Origin of the sequence: Ottowia sp. oral taxon 894, from assembly GCF_001262075.1 — a bacterium.
GTDB lineage: Bacteria > Pseudomonadota > Gammaproteobacteria > Burkholderiales > Burkholderiaceae_C > Ottowia > Ottowia massiliensis.
On record NZ_CP012073.1, the window covers coordinates 1,000,360 to 1,017,157 of the forward strand.

The window sequence follows — 16,798 nt, forward strand, 5'->3', positions numbered from 1 at the left end:
CTCAAAGACTGAACATGAATGCGGTGAGCACGAAGTCCAGCCCCAGCACCAGCAGCGAGGCCATGACGACGGTGCGCGTGGTGGCGCGGGCCACGCCTTCGGCCGTGGGGCGGGCGGCGTAGCCTTGCAGCAGGGCCACGAAGGTGACGGTCACGCCGAATACCACGCTTTTGACGATGCCGTTGCCCAGGTCCGCCCACACGCTCACGCCGCCTTGCATCTGGCTCCAGAACATGCCGGGGTCCACGCCAATCATGGGCACGCTCACCACCCAGCCGCCCAGAATGCCGACGGCATTGAACACGGCCGCCAGCAGCGGCATGACGATGACGCCCGCCCAAAAGCGCGGCGCGAGGATGCGGCGCACGGGGTCAATGGCCATCATCTCCATCGCCGAAAGCTGCTCGCCCGCCTTCATCAGCCCGATTTCTGCCGTGAGCGAGGTGCCCGCGCGCCCGGCAAACAGCAGCGCCGTCACCACCGGCCCCAGTTCGCGCACAAGCGACAGCGCCACCATCAGCCCCACGGCCTCTGCCGAGCCGTAGCGCTGGAGGATGTTGTAGCCCTGAAGCGCCAGCACAAAGCCCACGAACAGGCCCGAGACGGCGATGATGGCCAGCGAGTGGTTGCCCAGAAAGTGAATCTGGTCGCGCACCAGCGCGAAGCGCCGCAGCGCCGGCCCGGCCAGCGCTAGCAGCCGCCAAAACAGGCGCGCCGCACGGCCCAGATCGGCCAGCAGGCGGCGCGCGGCGTAGCCCACGCGGGCGGGATGCAGCCCCTTCATGCCAGCGCTCCGTAGTCTTGCTCGGCGCTGGGGCCGGGGTAGTGAAAATGCACAGGGCCATCAGGCTCAGCGCGGATGAACTGGCGCACCAGCGGATCGGCGCTGCCGCGCACTTCATCGGGCGTGCCTTCGGCGGCCACGCGGCCATTGGCCAGAATGAGCACGCGGTCGGCAATGCGAAAGGTTTCGTCCACATCGTGCGAGACGACGAGGCTGGTGATGCCCAGCGCGTCATTGAGCTGGCGAATCAGGCGCGCTGCCGTGCCCAGCGAGATCGGGTCCAGCCCGGCAAACGGCTCGTCATACATCACCAGCTCCGGGTCCAGCGCGATGGCGCGCGCCAGCGCCACGCGCCGCGCCATGCCGCCGGAAATTTCGGCGGGCATCAAATCGCGCGCGCCGCGCAGGCCCACGGCATCCAGCTTCATCAGCACGATGTCGCGAATCAGCGCGGGCGGCAAATCGGTGTGCTCGCGCAAGGGGAAGGCCACGTTTTCAAACACCGACAAATCCGTGAACAGCGCCCCGAACTGAAACAGCATGCCCATGCGCCGCCGCGTGGCGTAAAGCCGCGCCTGGCCCATGCCGCCCACATCGCGCCCATCAAACAGCACCTGGCCCGACTGCGCGCGCTGCTGCCCGCCAATCAGGCGCAGCACCGTCGTCTTGCCGCCGCCGGAAGCGCCCATGAGCGCCGTTACCTTGCCGCGCGGCACGGTCAGCGACATGCCGTCGAGCACCACGCGCTGGCCATAACCGAACACCACATCGCGCAGCTCCACCAGCGCGCCGCTGGCGGCCTGGGGCGTTTCAGAGGTTTCTGGCATGGGCAGGTGAAGGCGAGAGACAGGGAAAGGGCGAAAAAGGCATTCCGCGCAAGGCATGAGGAATGCCGCCTGGCAAAGAGCCAGAAAGCCTGCGGGCGAAAGCAGCGGCCAGCCGGCCCCAAAAAATCGAGGCCGGGCATGATACGAGATTTTCCCTTGGGCGCCTGCTGCGAAAAAGAGCGGCTTTTCGAGGCATTGAAACGCTTGCGGCAGGCGTTTGCATAAATGCCGTCATGCCAAATAAACCGGCCCAAACAGCCGGGCCGGATGGCATTTTTGCGTGAATATGAATGGCGCTCATATAAACGCCAGGCTGCAAATTGCCTTCTGCATAAAGCATTGAGCCGTTTACTCTTTCTCACGCCCGCGCCGCTTTTTGGGCCGATACTCGCGGGTCTGGATGGCGTGGACAAATCCTGAGCTAGGCCCATTGCACTTTTGCTTCGCGCTTTTGCTTCGCTTTTCAAGCTGCCAGGCCCGCACGGCGTTTCCTCCGAGGGGCGCTGCAAACCCGGAGTGGCATTTCCTCCTCCCTCCTCCTTTCGCTCCGAGTCGCCTGGCAGCCTTTTCTCTTTTCTCTTTTTTTTGCGCCGCCCCGGTCTGGGCGGTTTCCGGGGCGGTTTTTGCCTGGCCTTGTCTTCAGGGGGCGGCTCCTACAATCCGCGCCCCATGCAAAACGCCCTTTCTTCCCTCACCGCCCTTTCTCCGCTGGATGGCCGCTACGCCGCCAAACTGGCCGCGCTGCGGCCTGTGATGAGCGAATTTGGCTACATGCAGCGCCGCGTGCAAGTGGAGCTGACGTGGTTCATCGCCCTCTCGGACGCAGGCTTTGCCGAATTCGCCCCGCTGCCCGCTGACGACCGCGCCTTTTTGCTGGCGCTCGTGCGCAACTTCAGCGAAGCCGACGCGCAAGCCATCAAAGACAAGGAAAAAGAAACCAACCACGACGTCAAAGCCGTCGAATACTGGATCAAAAGCCGCTTCGCGGGCCGCCCCGCGCTGCTGGCGGCGGCCGAATTCGTTCACTTTGCCTGCACCAGCGAAGACATCAACAACACCAGCCACGCGCTGCAATTGCAGGCCGGGCGCGACATCTGGCTGCAAGGGCTGGATGCCGTGCTGGCGCGCCTGCGCGATCTGGCGCATGAGCACGCGGCGCAGCCCATGCTCAGCCGCACGCACGGGCAAACGGCCAGCCCCACCACCGTGGGCAAGGAGCTGGCGAACATCGCCGCCCGCCTGGCCGCCGCGCGCGAACGCGTGGCCGGCGTGCGGCTGCTGGCCAAAATGAACGGGGCCGTGGGCAACTACAACGCGCACCTGGCCGCCTGGCCTGATTTCGACTGGGAAGCCTTCAGCCGCCGCGTGATCGAGCAGCCCGCCCCGCAAGGCCTGGGCCTGGCGTTTCAGCCCTACAGCATCCAGATCGAGCCGCACGACTACATGGCCGAGCTGTTCGACGCCGTGGCGCGCGCCAACACCATCCTGATCGACGCCTGCCGCGACATCTGGGGCTACATCAGCCTGGGCTACTTCAAGCAAAAGCTCAAGGCGGGCGAAATCGGCTCCAGCACCATGCCGCACAAAGTCAATCCCATCGACTTTGAAAACGCCGAAGGCAACCTGGGCCTGGCCAACGCGCTGCTGCGCCACCTGGCCGAAAAGCTGCCCATCAGCCGCTGGCAGCGCGATCTGACCGATTCCACCGTGCTGCGCAACATGGGCGTGGCCTTGGGCTACGCCGTGCTGGCCTGCCAGTCGCTGCTTGCGGGCCTGAACAAGCTGGAGCTGAACGCCCCCGCGCTGGAGGCCGATCTGGACGCTGCCTGGGAAGTGCTGGCCGAACCCATCCAGACCGTGATGCGCCGCTTTGGCGTGCCCGGCGCGTATGAAAAGCTCAAGGCCGCCACGCGCGGCCAGCACGTCACGCGCGAGGCGCTGCACGCACTCATCAACGAACTGGCCATTCCCGCCGCCGAAAAAGCGCGCCTGCTCGCCCTCACCCCCGCCCGCTACACCGGCAAGGCCGAGGAGCTGGCGCGGCGCGTCTGAACGCGCCGCCGCACAGACCGCAGCCGTCATGGGCGCCCGGCTCTGGCTGACCAGAGCAGCGCCACCTGAAAAAGCGTTTATCTTGCTCCTCGATTCGTAGCATGAAGTCCCGGCGGAATGGGCGCTGGAGCCGTTTTCAGGCCATTGAATCCGCTCCTGTTTTCGAGAGCCTGTTCAAAATCTGGCCGCAAGAGCACGCCATGCGCGGCGCCAGCGCTGTTCCAAAGAGGCTGTCCCTCCCTTTTCCCGAGCTTCTCCCGCAGGGGAAAAGCGGCCAGAGAAAGCCAAAAGCGAAAGCCTGAAGCGCCCGCAAGCCAGCGCGCCCGCGCAGGCCCGGAAAAGGAAGGGTAAAAGGCTTGAATCTGCTACCGAACCAATAGCACGAGGTCCTAGTGGAATCTGCGCAAACGCCGTTTGGAAGCCCTCTAAATTCGCTCCTTTTTCTGATGAAAACCACTCGCCCGCAACCCCCTCGCCATCGCCATGAAAGTGAAAACCGCCCATGACCGGCGCGCCTGACGCCGCCGCGCCCGCCGCCCGCGTGACCGCCGCCATCATCGGCGCCGGCCCGGCGGGGCTGATGGCGGCGCAAGTGCTGTCGCAGGCGGGCGTGCCTGTGGACGTGTTTGACGCCATGCCCTCCGCTGGCCGCAAATTCCTGCTGGCGGGCAAAGGCGGGCTGAACCTCACGCACAGCGAGCCGCTGCCCGCCTTCATCCGCCGCTACGGCGCGCGGCAGGCCGAAGCAGCCGCCTGGCTGCAAGCCTTCGGCCCGCAGGCCGTGCGCGAGTGGGCGGCGGCGCTGGGCGTGGCCACCTTCGTGGGCACATCGGGCCGCGTTTTTCCGCAAGAGATGAAAGCCGCCCCCCTGCTGCGCGCCTGGCTGCGCCGCCTGCGCCAGCCCGCCAGCGGCGGCGCGCCCGTGCGCCTGCACATGCGCCACCGCTGCGTGGGCGCGCGGCCCGCCGCGCCGGAAGCGCCTGGCCAGGCGGGCGCGGGCGTCATCTTCCGCCTGGAAACGCCAGAGGGCGCGCGCTGCGTGCAAGCCAGCGCGGGCCTGCTGGCGCTGGGCGGCGCGAGCTGGCCGCGCCTGGGATCGGACGGCGCGTGGACACGCTGGCTGGCCATGCCCGGCGTGACGGATCTCATCGCCCCCCTGCGCCCGGCCAACTGCGGATTTGACGCGGCAGGCCCCGGCGGCTCCGGCTGGTCGCCCTATTTCGCGCAGCGCTTTGCGGGCCAGCCGCTCAAATCCGTGGCCCTGCGCGTCACGGCCCCCGGCGCAGGCCCGCAAGGCGCGGCGCTGTTTGAGCGTCAGGGCGAATTCGTGGTCACTGCCACCGGCGTGGAAGGCAGCCTCATCTACGCCGCCAGCGCCCTGCTGCGCGAAACCATCGCCGCCCACGGCCACGCCGTCTTCTGGCTGGATCTGCTGCCCGCCCGCAGCGCCGCCCAGGTGCAGGCTGCCCTGCTCGCGCCGCGCGGCAGCCAGAGCCTGGCCAGCCACCTGCGCAAAAAACTCCGGCTGGACGCCATCAAAACCGCCTTGCTGCACGAGCTGCTGCCCCGCGCCGCCCTGCGGACGGGCAGCGAAAGCGAAGCCGCCGGGCTGGCCGCCGCCATCAAGGCCCTGCCCGTGCGCCTGACCGCCCCCCGCCCCGTGCAGGAAGCCATCAGCACCGCTGGCGGCGTGCGGCTGGAGCACCTGACAGACGGCCTCATGCTGCGCCGCTGGCCGGGCCTTTTCTGCGCGGGCGAAATGCTGGACTGGGAAGCGCCCACCGGCGGCTACCTGCTCACCGCCTGCCTGGCCAGCGGCCACGTGGCCGGACAGGCCATGCGCCGCTGGCTGCAAGCGGGGCCGGGAGCGGATTTCACCAGCCAGACAGCGACGAAAACAGGAGCAAATTCAGGTGGGCTTTAAACCTGCCTCGCGCACATTCCTGTAGGACCTCATGCTATGGATACAGGAGCGAATCGAGGCCATCCAGCGGGCCATGCCCGCTACTGCCTGACGCTTTGCTGGGCGCGCCAGAGTGCAGCGTAGCGGCCATCTTTTGAGCCGTCTTGCCGCAGCAGCTTCCGTGCGCGTCCGGGGCTGCACTTTTCAAACCTCACGGACAGCGGCCGCAAACAAAGCCCTCAGGCCCGCGCGCGCCGCGCCTGCACGGCTTCGGCCAGCACGTTGATGAGCGCCTCGGAATCGTCCCAGCCCAGGCAGGCGTCGGTGATGCTCTGGCCGTATTCGAGGGTGGCGGGGTCGTCCTGGCCGGGAATGAATTTCTGCGCGCCGGCGCGCAGGTTGCTTTCCAGCATCACGCCGCTGATGCGGCGCGAGCCTGCGCTGATCTGGCGGGCCAGGTCGTGCGCCACATCCAGCTGCTTTTCGTACTGCTTGCTGCTGTTGGCGTGGCTGCAATCGACCATGAGCGTTTCGGGCAGGCCGGCGGCGGCCAGCTGCTGGCAGGCGGCCTGCACGCTGGCGTCGTCGTAGTTGGGCTGCTTGCCGCCGCGCAGGATGAGGTGGCAGTCGGGGTTGCCCTGGGTGTGCACGATGGCGACCTGCCCGCTCTTGCCTACGGAGAGAAAGTGGTGCCCGCGCGAGGCGGCCTGCACGGCGTCGATGGCGATTTTCACGTTGCCGTCAGTGCCGTTCTTGAAGCCGATGGGCGCCGAAAGGCCGCTGGCCAGCTCGCGGTGCACCTGGCTTTCGGTGGTGCGCGCGCCAATGGCGCCCCAGCTGATGAGATCGCCAATGTATTGCGGCGAAATCACGTCCAGGAACTCGCTGGCGGCGGGCATGCCCAGGCGGTTGATGTCCAGCAGCAGCTGGCGCGCAATGCGCAGGCCCTCGTCGATGCGGCAGCTCTCGTCCAGATACGGGTCGTTGATCAGCCCTTTCCAGCCGACGGTGGTGCGCGGCTTTTCAAAGTACACGCGCATCACGATTTCCAGCGCGCCAGCGTGGCGCTCGCGCAGCGGCTGGAGGCGGCGGGCGTAGTCCAGCGCGGCGGCGGGGTCGTGAATGGAGCAGGGGCCGATGACCACGAGCAGCCGGTCATCCGCGCCCCGCATGATGCGGCTCGTGCGCTCGCGCGTAGCGGCCACCAGGGTTTCGGCGTGCGTGCCGTTGATGGGGAAAAAGCGGATCAGGTGTTCGGGCGGGGGCAGCATGGCAATGTCCTTGATGCGTTCGTCGTCAGTCGGGCCGGTTTTCTCGTAGGGCAAACGCCAGGACGGGGCATTGCGGGGCATCGTGGTTCTCCTTGCAAAACGTGAATGGATGAAATGGACATGAAAAAACCGCCGGGCTTGTGAGGCTCCGGCGGTTTCGGGTGAATGTGATCGGGAAGCTTTGCGGCGCGCTTTCAGCAACAGGCCAGCCTCTCGTCCGCCGGGGACAGAGAAAACCAGAACCAAAACCAGAAAGCGCGGCTGAAAGTCATAGGCGGCGGACTCTAGCACACCGGCGGCAGCCCCCTGCCCTGCTCATGGCCAGACGCTGAACAGGGGCCGGGATGCAAAGAGCCAAGGGCTGGCAGAAGAGAAGGACCGGGTCGAATTCGCTCTTGTATCCATAGCATCAGGTCCTAGTGGAATGAGCGCAGGTGCCTATTTTCGGGCTGCTCAATTTGCTCTCTTTTTCTGCATTGATTCGAAGCGCCCGAAGCAGCGCTTTTCGCGCCCACGGACGGACTTTGAGCAAGCTCTTGCGCGCCGCAAGTCAGCGGAACAGCCCTTCCACCCTGGGATCGGTCTGCACGTCGATTTCTTCGGAGAGCATGAGGGTGTAGGACGCCTCGTCCATGAGCTTTTGCGAGGTTTTGGCGGAGCCTTCCAGGTTCACGGCCACCACCATCACGCGTGTGCCCAAGCCGTTGAGCTTGCGAATGAGCGGCACGAAGTCCGAATCGCCCGAGACGAGCACCACCACATCCAGGTTCTTGTGCGCGGCCAGGTCATAGGCTTCCAGCGCCATCCAGACGTCGATGCCTTTTTCTTCGGGCGGATCCAGCGCCTCGTTCATGGGGTGATAGTGCGCCACGATGCTGGAGTGCATCAGGATCTGGTCCTGAAAGCGGTCCACTTCCAGTTGCTTGACCGGGTCTTTCATGGCCTGCACGGATTTGAGCGAAAAGCGGCCCCTGAAAAAGTGTGCTTCGGTGATTTTGCAAAGGTCGGCGTTGCCGTCCGTTTCCAGCCTAGCCACGCGCGCGCGAATGAAGTCGTGCAGTCCGTCTATCGAAAGGTAGCTGCTGCGCTCGTGGCGGTGTTTGTAATGGTTGCTGATGCGCCAGAAAAAGGTGCCGTCGTAAAAAATGCCAATACGGATCATGGAGCTTGGTTTGGTTTTCATCTCTTTTGGGGATTTGCCGGGTTTATGGTTTGGAATGAGCCAGAAAAACCAAGGCCGGGAAATTCACATTCCCGGCCTTGAATGAATATTTTCCCTGCGGATTATTCAGCGCGGTAATTCGGCGCTTCCTTGGTGATTTGCACGTCATGCACGTGCGATTCGCGAATGCCGGCGGCGGTGATTTGCACGAATTCGGCCTTTTCGCGCATTTCCTCAATGGTGGCGCAGCCGCAGTAGCCCATGCTGGCGCGCAGGCCGCCGGCCATTTGGTAAATGATGGCGACCACGCTGCCTTTGTAGGGCACGCGGCCTTCAATGCCTTCGGGCACGAGCTTGTCGGCGTTGGGGTTGCCGGTGCTGCTTTCCTGAAAGTAGCGGTCGGCGCTGCCTTGCTGCATGGCGCCAATGCTGCCCATGCCCCGGTAGCTTTTATAGCTGCGGCCCTGAAAGAGCACGATTTCGCCCGGCGCTTCTTCGGTGCCGGCGAACACGCCGCCCATCATCACGGCATGCGCGCCGGCGGCCAGGGCCTTGGCGATGTCGCCGCTGTAGCGCACGCCGCCATCGGCGATGAGGGGCACGCCCGTGCCTTTGAGCGCCGTGGCCACGCTGTCGATGGCCGTGATTTGCGGCACGCCCACGCCCGCAATCACGCGCGTGGTGCAGATGCTGCCCGGGCCGATGCCGACTTTCACGCCATCCGCGCCCGCCTCGGCCAGCGCGCGGGCGGCGGCGCCGGTGGCGATGTTGCCGCCAATCACATCGACTTGCGGCCAGTTGTTCTTGACCCAGCGCACGCGCTCGATCACGCCCTTGCTGTGGCCGTGGGCGGTATCGACCACGATGGCGTCCACGCCGGCTTTGACCAGCGCTTCCACACGCTCTTCGGTGCCTGCGCCCACGCCTACGGCGGCGCCCACGCGCAGGCGGCCCGAAGCATCACGCGCGGCATTGGGGAAGGTGGTTTGCTTGGTGATGTCCTTGACGGTGATCAGGCCCTTGAGTTCAAAGGCGTCATTGACCACCAGCAGGCGTTCCAGGCGGTGCTTGTTGAGCAGCTGCTTGGCCTCTTCCAGCGTGGCGCCTTCGCGCACGGTGATGAGGCGCTCGCGCGGCGTCATGATCTCGCGCACGGGCATGTCGTAGCGGGTTTCAAAGCGCAAATCGCGCCCGGTGACGATGCCCACGACCTTGCCGTGGTCCACCACCGGAAAGCCGCTCACGCCCAGCTCGTGCGACAGATCGCTGACTTGCCGCACGGTGTGCTCGGGCGTGATGACCACCGGATCGCGCAGCACGCCCGATTCATGGCGCTTGACTTTGGCCACTTGCGCGGCTTGCTCCTGCGCCGTGAGGTTTTTGTGAACGATGCCCATGCCGCCTTCTTGCGCCATGGCAATGGCCAGGCGCGCTTCCGTCACCGTATCCATCGCGGCGGACAGCAGCGGCAGATTCAGGCGGATGTTGCGGGTGAGCTGGGTGGAGAGATTGGCGTCCTTGGGCAGGACCTGGGAGAAAGCTGGCACCAACAACACATCGTCGAAGGTGAGCGCATTGCCGATCAGGCGCATGGGGTATGGCTCCGCAAAAAATGAATTCTACTTGCGGCCTCCAAGCACACGCATACAGCACACGCATGCAGCACGCGCATGCCGCCAGATTCAGCCCGTTTCTGAGCATTACGGCACATTTGCCCCGCCAAACGGGCATTGGCGCGCGGCCAGGCGCGACGCACAATAAGCGCCTTCATTGACCCAGAGCCTTGCAGCCCCATGAAACTCACCGTCCGCGCCCTTGCCGCCGCCTCCTTCGCTGCCCTTGCCGTGGCGGCCAGCCTTCCGGCCCATGCCCAATACCAGTGGATTGACGGCAGCGGCCGCCGCGTTTTCAGCGACCAGCCGCCGCCGCCCGGCACGCCGCAGAAAAACATACTCAAGCAGCCCGCCGCCCGCCCCGCTGCGCCCGCCCCGGCGGCGGACGAAGCCGAAAGCAGCGCCGCCGACAGCACGGCCGCCCCAGCCGCTGCGCCCCAGGCATCCACACCCCAGGCCGCTGCGCCAACAGCGCAAGACAAGGCGCTACAGGAAAAGCTGAAAAAAGCCGAAGCCGAAGAAGCCGCCAAGAAGAAGGCGGAAGCCGACCGGCTGGCCGCCCAGAAGGCCGAAAACTGCAAGCGCGCCATCTCGGCCAAAGCCCTGCTGGATTCAGGCCAGCGCATCATGCAATCAGACGGAAAAGGCGGGCGCTCCTTCATGAGTCCCGAACAGCGCGCCGCCGAAACCAAGCGCATCGAAGAAGTCATGCGCAACGACTGCAATTGAGCGCCTGTTCAGCACCTGTTCAAAGCGCCCGCGCTTGCATGCCAACCGCCTCTCGCAGGCGGTTTGTTTTTGCAGATGACGGCTGCCTGTGCGGCAGATGAGCGGAGCAAACGAAGCAGAATTTATTTGCCTTTTTGCTTCTTGATCAATAGCAATATCTCGGCGCAGATAAAGCGCAATCCCCATTTTTGGCTGCCTGAATTTGCTTCCTGTTTAATAGCAAGCCAGCTTTGAAGAGGCCGTCCCGCCTCCCTCAGACAATCCCCCGCATGAAAAACCCAGAACTGCTGCTGCCCGCCGGCAGCCTTGAAAAAATGCGCGCCGCCTATGACTTTGGCGCCGACGCCGTTTATGCCGGCCAGCCGCGCTACAGCTTGCGCGCACGCAACAACGAATTCCGGCTGGAACAGCTGGCCCAGGGCATCGCCGAGGCGCACGCGCGCGGCAAAAAATTCTTTGTCACCAGCAACCTTTATGCGCACAACGACAAGGTGCGCAGCTACCTGCGCGATCTGGAGCCTGTGATTGCGCTGGGGCCGGACGCGCTCATCATGGCCGACCCCGGCCTGATCATGCAGGTGCGCGAAAAGTGGCCGCACGTGCCCATCCATTTGAGCGTGCAGGCCAACACCACCAACTGGGCCGCCGTGCGCTTTTGGCAAAGCGTGGGCGTGGCGCGCATCATCCTCTCGCGCGAACTCAGCCTGAAAGAAGTGGAGCAGATTCGCCAGGCCTGCCCCGACATGGAGCTGGAAGTGTTTGTGCACGGCGCGCTGTGCATGGCCTACTCGGGCCGCTGCCTGCTTTCGGGCTACTTCAACCGGCGCGACCCCAACCAGGGCACCTGCACCAACGCCTGCCGCTGGAACTACGCCACGCACGAGGCCGACGTGGACCCCAACACCGGCGAAGCCCTGGCGCAAGGCGCGCGCCTGGCGGATTTCAGCTTCGCCAGCGAGCAAGAGCGCGCCGAAAAAGCTGCGCATGAAGCCGTGCATGACGGCGCCATGCCAAGCGCCACCGGCCAGCAGCGCCATCCCAAAGCCGACAAGGTCTATCTCATCGAAGAAGAAGGCCGCCCCGGCCAGCTCATGCCCATCATGGAAGACGAGCACGGTACCTACATCATGAACAGCAAGGACTTGCGCGCGGTTGAACTGGTAGAGCGCCTGTGCCGCATTGGCGTGGACTCGCTCAAGATCGAAGGCCGCACCAAAAGCCTGTATTACGTGGCCCGCACCGCGCAGGTGTACCGCCGCGCCATTGACGACGCCGTGGCGGGCCGCCCCTTCAACCCCGCCCTCATCACCGAGCTGGAGGGCCTGGCCAACCGGGGCTACACCAGCGGCTTTCTGGAGCGCCACCCCATTCAGAGCTACCAGAACTACGAAACCGGCCACTCCACCTCTACCCGCAGCCAGTTCGTGGGCGAAGTGCGCGCCTGCGCGGACGGCTGGGCCGAAGTGGAAACCAAAAACCGCTTCGCCGTGGGCGACCTGATCGAAATCATCCACCCCGCCGGCAACCGCATCTGCCGCCTGGCGGCCATGAAAAACGCCGAAGGCCAGAGCCTGCAAGTGGCCAGCGGCAACCCCTTGCGCGTGTGGATTCCGATGGACGGCCCGGCCGATGGCGCGCTGATTGCCCGCGTATTCGAGCCGCAGGCCGCGTGAATCCGGTTGTGGCTGATGGGCATTGCGATGCCTTCAGATGCCGTCCGCTATCTGGCCGTGAGAGGCGAAAGCGCAGAAATCGGAATGGGGCAGCAAAGCGCAAACTGAAAACGGAGCTTGCGGCCCGCTGAGAACTTGCAAGGCCCACGAGTACCCGAGTCCGCGCTTTTGTGCCCCCGGGCAGAGGGCAAACAGGTTCCAGACGGCTCCCGCCCGTCAGATCACATCAAAAAAAAGAGCAAATCTGGAGGGTGAAAAGTGCCGCCTGGCGCAGTTTCCACTAGGACATCATGCTATGAATAAAGGAGCAAAATGACGCAGAGCGCTGAACCCTGCGAAGCGCCCATTCCGGCCAGCTTTTTTGCGCCTTGCTGGCGGAGACCAAACAGGTTTTCAGTCCTGCCGGGGTGAAACGCGGGCGACTTCGGGAATGCCGACCACGCCAAAAAACAGGGCGATCAGGCGGTTGAGGTTGGTGAAGGCAACTTTTTTTTCCTGTGCCTGAAGATCGGCCGCCCAGTTGAGCAGCATGCCGGCGGCGGCGAAATCCACGCGCAGCACGAAGCGGCAGTTCAGCTCGACGTAGCGGGCATCGCCGAGGCGCTCGCGGATGGGGGCGAGGATGGCCGTGGGGTCGTCCAGGATTTCGCCGCTGAGCTGGGCGCGCAGGTGGCCTTCGATGAGCTGCACGTCTTCTTGCGGGGCGTGCGTGTCCTGCGCGGCTGCGGCAGGTTCTCCGCCCAGCTCGGCCAGGATGGTTTCGCCTTCGGGCGTCATGGCCGTGTAGTGGCAGCGAGGGGCTTGCCAGGCAGGCGGGGAGACTTCGTAGGTAACGCAGTAATTGAGCGCCACAAGGTCGAATTCATCCATTTCGCCCATCAGGCGCAGCAGAGCCAGGCGCGCTGTCCACCACTGCGTGTCGGTGTTGCGGTCTTCGTTGGGGGTTTTTTCGGCCAGGATGTCCAGCAGTGCTTCCGCGCCGAGGAATTTGATGCGGTCGCCGCTGTCGGCCCAGCGGTGCAGCTGCTCTGTCAGGGCTGGCAGGGCATCAGGGTTGATGCTTTTGAGCGAGCGCCAGTCGATGCGCCAAGGCGGCGTGTTGCGCTTGATGACGCCTGCCAGCGCGGCCATGGATTGCACGCTGAGCGTGGCGGGCGCGGCCCATTGGGCCAGCGCCGCGCGCGCGTTTTTCGGACTGGCGGCATGGCGGGCCATTTGCGCCAGCTTTTCAGGCGTGAGCATGCCCCACTGCGGGGCCGAGCGGCCAAAGCGGCTGGCAAATTCAATGGCGGTTTCGTCGAATTTGGCTTGCTGCGCCGTGGCGCGGTAGAGGTCGAACAGGCATAGCCAAGTGTCTTCATGATCCTGACGTGGGCCGCCTTCGGCAATCAGCGCGCGCAGGCTTTCTTCGGCTCCGGCGGCGTCACCATTGGCGAAGCGGATGGCGCTTTCTTCCAGCTCCGCGTCTTGCGGCATCTCGGCGGAGACTTCCACGTTGAAGTCGCCCATGATGCCGAAGGTGTAGGCGTCGCGATCTTCTCCTGTGGCGTGCGGAACGTGCTCGTGAGGAGCGTCGGCATGGGTGGGCGGCTCTTCCGCTTTGGTGGCGGGGGCGTCCACCAGGGTGTCGTGCTCATCTTCCATTGAAGGTGGAACCACTTCGACCACGCCTTCCGGCAAATGGGACATGGGCATGGTGGCGGCGAAAGCCGTGTTTTCGACGGCGGGCGGAGCATGGGGCGCGGGTTCGGGAGGAGGCGCCTGGGGTTCGGGCGCAGCGTCGTTGCGGGGTTTCTTGAACCAGGCCTGCGCCATCTGTTCTTCGATCTGGTCGATCTTTCTTTCCAGCGTGCGGGCGCGGTGAGGCCGGACGGCGTCAGGAGGAGCGCTGTTCAGGTAGCTGGATGGGCCTGCGTCTGAACTGGAGCTCTTGTTTTTGGCCACTTCGCCACGGCGGATTTTGCGCAGCGTTTCGAACTCGTCGCGGCGCGAGGCGTCGTTGCGGCGCTTGCGCTCGATCATGTCCTTGAGCGCCTGCCGCGTGTCGGACGCATCTTGCCGGGAATCCAGCTGGTCCAGATCTGACCAGCCGGTGGCCGAGTTCTTGACGAACTTGGCCATCCGCGAGAGCAGGCCGCTGGGAGAGGTGTTCTTGCTCATGGGCGCATTATGCGAACGGGCACAGGCGGGCGGCCAGCCGGACGCTTACTCGCCAAACATTTTTTGCTTGAGTTCGCGCCGCTGCTGCGCTTCCAGTGAGAGTGTGGCCGTGGGGCGCGCCAACAGGCGGCCCACGCCGATAGGCTCGCCGGTTTCATCGCAATAACCGTATTCGCCCATGTCAATGCGGGCAATGGACTGCTCGATTTTTTTGAGCAGCTTGCGCTCGCGGTCGCGCGTGCGCAGCTCCAGGGCGTGTTCTTCCTCGATGGTGGCCCGATCGGCCGGGTCGGGCACAACAATGGTGTCTTCGCGCAGGTGCTCAGTGGTTTCGTCGGCGTTTTCCAGGATGCCGTTTCTCAAGCCAACAAGCTTGTGGCGGAAAAAGGCCATCTGCGCTTCGTTCATGTACTCGTCATCGGGCATGGCAAGCACCTCGGCGTCGGTCAGCTCTTGAGCGGGCTTGTTTTTCCAGTTGTCGGCCAGGCGCGGATCTTTCTTGATCAGGGCCGCGGCGGCAGGTTTGGCAGCGGGGGGAGGCAATGTCTTTTTGTGGGCCGTGGACGTTTTGGCCCTGGACTTGACCGTTGCCTGCGCGGGCGGCGTTTGCCGGGTGCTGGCGGTCTTGGAAGCAGTTTTTCCAGCCGTGGTTCTCATGAGGCACTTCTCCCTTGGTTGGAGCCTGGCGCAGGGGCCGGGCGAAAAAAATAGGCGGGCGATTGTATAGAGCGTGTCTGGCCCCGAAGCCGGGTTCAGACCAGGCATTGCGACAGCCCTTGTTCAAAGATGTCGCGCGGCAGGTCAATGCCGATGAACACCATCTTGCTGACGCGCTTTTCGCCTTCAGCCCAGGCCGGACCCAGGTCGCTGCCCATGAGCTGGTGCACGCCCTGGAAGATGACTTTGCGCTGCACGTCCTTCATCCACAGCACGCCCTTGTAGCGCAGCATCTTGGGGCCGTAGATATTGACGATGGCGCCCAGAAAGTCTTCCAGCCGGGCCGGGTCAAAGGCGCGTTCGGTGCGGAAGACGAAGCTTTTCACGTCGTCGTCATGCGCGTGGTGGTGGCTGTGATGCCCGTGCTGGCAGTGGCCATGCGCGTGGTCGCAGCCCTCGTGACCATGGTCATGGTGGCCGTGACCGTGTTCATGGGCGTGGCCGTGCTCTTCTTCCTTGAGAAAGTCCGGGTCAATGTCCAGCCGCGCGTTCAGGTTGAAGCCGCGCAGATCCAGCACGCTTTTAAGCGGCGCCTGCCCGAAGTGCGTGACGTGCTGCCCCGCGCGCGGATTCATGTGCGCCAGACGGTGTTGCAGCGCAGCCAGCTCGTCGCCGGACACCAGATCGGCCTTGCTGATGAAGATCTGGTCGGCAAAGCCCACCTGGCGGCGCGCTTCCTGGCGCTCATCGAGCTGCTGCATGGCATGCTTGGCATCGACCAGAGTCACGATGGCGTCCAGCAGATATTGCTCGGCCACTTCGTCGTCCATGAAAAAAGTCTGCGCCACGGGGCCAGGGTCGGCCAGGCCGGTGGTTTCGATGATCACGCGTTCGAAGTCGAGCGCGCCGCTGCGCTTGCGGGCGGCCAGATCGGCCAGGGTGGCGCGCAAGTCTTCGCGGATGGTGCAGCACACGCAGCCGTTGTTCATTTGCACGATCTGCTCTTTGTCGTCGCTCACCAGAATGTCGTTGTCGATGTTCTCCTCGCCAAACTCGTTTTCGATGACGGCAATCTTCTGCCCGTGCGCCTCGGTCAGCACGCGCCGCAGCAGCGTGGTTTTGCCGGAGCCGAGAAAGCCGGTGAGGATGGTGGCGGGGATGAGGGACATTGGATGCACAAGGGCCGGTTTGAAAGGGCGCGGAGTGTACCGCCGCATTCGCGGGCCTGCCTGGCGGTTCGGCATGCCTTGAAACCATGTTTGCAAACGGTTAATACGGCGGCAGGGTTTCTATTGTTTCGATAGCAACGAATCCAGCAACCACGGGCGCAAGCGGCGAATCGGATTTCTGGCATTGACGAAACGCAACAAGAAGAAATCTGGTTTGCAATACCATTCACAGCTCATCTCTTATAGAGGAGTTGCAAGATGAAACCTTTTCAGACCATTGCCCAATCCATCGGCCTGGCGGCTCTGCTGGCTTTCGGCGCAGCCGCGCAAGCGGCGGATGTGGCGCTCACCCCGAATGAAATGGCGTTCAAGGACGGCCGCGCCGTGCTGGACGACAACAGCGAATTCACCACCAAAACCATCCGCGTCACCATCGAGCCGAACAAGAAGCTGGAGCCGCACGGACCGAAAGAAGGCTATTTCTTCGTGACCGTCATCAGCGGCACGCTGGAGCTGGGCTTTGGCAAGACGTATGACGAGGCCAAGCTCAAAACCCTGCCGCCCGGCAGCATCTTCACCCACCCGGCCGGGCAGCTGCACTTCGCCAAAACGGGCAAAGACCCCGTGGTGCTGCAAATCACCGTGATCAAGCCCAAGGGCAGCGCCGACAAGAGCGAGCACTGAGCCAGCAGGCGCATTTCCCGCTGTTTCACACGCCATTCGTTTCTTCCTTTCGTTCTTCCGGCTGCCCTCCTTATCAGGACGGGCGGCCTTTTTTCCGCCCAATAGCTGTCATGA

Annotated in this window: 15 protein-coding genes; 5 read left to right on the plus strand and 10 right to left on the minus strand. The window is 64.3% G+C overall.

What is annotated here, in order from left to right; all coding sequences use genetic code 11:
- Position 1: 1 nt before the first annotated feature.
- The 3 genes from mlaE to ADJ79_RS14020 are packed head-to-tail and all read right to left on the minus strand — an operon-like array spanning position 2 to position 1,951.
- A complete protein-coding gene (gene mlaE / locus ADJ79_RS04245; protein ID WP_050714931.1) occupies positions 2-784 on the minus strand; it encodes a lipid asymmetry maintenance ABC transporter permease subunit MlaE in 783 nt (260 codons plus the stop codon).
- A complete protein-coding gene (locus ADJ79_RS04250; protein ID WP_050714932.1) occupies positions 781-1,611 on the minus strand; it encodes an ABC transporter ATP-binding protein in 831 nt (276 codons plus the stop codon). Before ADJ79_RS04250 ends, mlaE begins: the two co-directional genes overlap by 4 nt.
- Positions 1,595-1,951 carry a hypothetical protein gene (locus ADJ79_RS14020; protein ID WP_156304019.1) on the minus strand — a complete coding sequence of 119 codons (357 nt, stop codon included), beginning with the start codon at positions 1,949-1,951 and terminating at the stop codon, positions 1,595-1,597. The genes ADJ79_RS04250 and ADJ79_RS14020 overlap by 17 nt, the downstream gene beginning before the upstream one ends.
- Positions 1,952-2,280: 329 nt before the next feature.
- Here ADJ79_RS14020 and purB point away from each other — a divergent pair, with 329 nt between their 5' ends.
- Complete coding sequence (purB, locus tag ADJ79_RS04255) at positions 2,281-3,663, plus strand: adenylosuccinate lyase (protein ID WP_050714933.1); 1,383 nt, start codon at positions 2,281-2,283, stop codon at positions 3,661-3,663.
- A gap of 174 nt (positions 3,664-3,837) precedes the next feature.
- Here purB and ADJ79_RS14025 read toward each other — a convergent pair whose 3' ends face one another.
- Positions 3,838-4,167: a hypothetical protein gene (locus ADJ79_RS14025; RefSeq protein ID WP_156304020.1), complete on the minus strand. Its 330-nt coding sequence runs from the start codon at positions 4,165-4,167 to the stop codon at positions 3,838-3,840.
- On the opposite strand from ADJ79_RS14025, the gene ADJ79_RS04260 reads away from it, so the two are divergent.
- Complete coding sequence (locus tag ADJ79_RS04260) at positions 4,166-5,587, plus strand: TIGR03862 family flavoprotein (RefSeq protein WP_082202969.1); 1,422 nt, start codon at positions 4,166-4,168, stop codon at positions 5,585-5,587. The genes ADJ79_RS14025 and ADJ79_RS04260 overlap by 2 nt on opposite strands.
- Before the next feature lie 218 nt (positions 5,588-5,805).
- Here the strand turns inward: ADJ79_RS04260 and ADJ79_RS04265 are convergent, their stop codons facing one another.
- From ADJ79_RS04265 to guaB, 3 genes are all read right to left on the minus strand, one after another.
- The gene (locus ADJ79_RS04265; RefSeq protein ID WP_050714934.1) at positions 5,806-6,918 is read right to left on the minus strand and encodes a 3-deoxy-7-phosphoheptulonate synthase; all 1,113 of its coding nucleotides are present in this window, start codon (positions 6,916-6,918) and stop codon (positions 5,806-5,808) included.
- 469 nt (positions 6,919-7,387) lie between these two features.
- Positions 7,388-8,020 carry an NYN domain-containing protein gene (locus ADJ79_RS04270; RefSeq protein ID WP_050714935.1) on the minus strand — a complete coding sequence of 211 codons (633 nt, stop codon included), beginning with the start codon at positions 8,018-8,020 and terminating at the stop codon, positions 7,388-7,390.
- A gap of 101 nt (positions 8,021-8,121) precedes the next feature.
- Positions 8,122-9,591, minus strand: coding sequence for an IMP dehydrogenase (guaB, locus tag ADJ79_RS04275; protein WP_050714936.1), 1,470 nt, complete (start codon positions 9,589-9,591; stop codon positions 8,122-8,124).
- Between the two features lie 201 nt (positions 9,592-9,792).
- On the opposite strand from guaB, the gene ADJ79_RS04280 reads away from it, so the two are divergent.
- Together ADJ79_RS04280 and yegQ are read left to right on the plus strand one after the other, a co-directional pair.
- Positions 9,793-10,341, plus strand: coding sequence for a DUF4124 domain-containing protein (locus ADJ79_RS04280; protein WP_050714937.1), 549 nt, complete (start codon positions 9,793-9,795; stop codon positions 10,339-10,341).
- A 269-nt stretch (positions 10,342-10,610) separates the two neighbouring features.
- Complete coding sequence (yegQ, locus tag ADJ79_RS04285; RefSeq protein ID WP_050714938.1) at positions 10,611-12,014, plus strand: tRNA 5-hydroxyuridine modification protein YegQ; 1,404 nt, start codon at positions 10,611-10,613, stop codon at positions 12,012-12,014.
- 393 nt (positions 12,015-12,407) lie between these two features.
- Here yegQ and ADJ79_RS04290 read toward each other — a convergent pair whose 3' ends face one another.
- From ADJ79_RS04290 to ADJ79_RS04300, 3 genes are all read right to left on the minus strand, one after another.
- A complete protein-coding gene (locus tag ADJ79_RS04290; RefSeq protein ID WP_050714939.1) occupies positions 12,408-14,174 on the minus strand; it encodes an STAS domain-containing protein in 1,767 nt (588 codons plus the stop codon).
- 45 nt (positions 14,175-14,219) lie between these two features.
- Positions 14,220-14,831: an RNA polymerase-binding protein DksA gene (gene dksA / locus ADJ79_RS04295; protein ID WP_082202971.1), complete on the minus strand. Its 612-nt coding sequence runs from the start codon at positions 14,829-14,831 to the stop codon at positions 14,220-14,222.
- Between the two features lie 95 nt (positions 14,832-14,926).
- Positions 14,927-16,000: a GTP-binding protein gene (locus ADJ79_RS04300; RefSeq protein WP_050714940.1), complete on the minus strand. Its 1,074-nt coding sequence runs from the start codon at positions 15,998-16,000 to the stop codon at positions 14,927-14,929.
- Between the two features lie 258 nt (positions 16,001-16,258).
- Here ADJ79_RS04300 and ADJ79_RS04305 point away from each other — a divergent pair, with 258 nt between their 5' ends.
- Positions 16,259-16,684 (plus strand): cupin domain-containing protein, encoded by a 426-nt coding sequence (locus ADJ79_RS04305; protein WP_050714941.1) that lies wholly within the window; start codon positions 16,259-16,261, stop codon positions 16,682-16,684.
- The last annotated feature ends 114 nt before the right edge of the window (positions 16,685-16,798 follow it).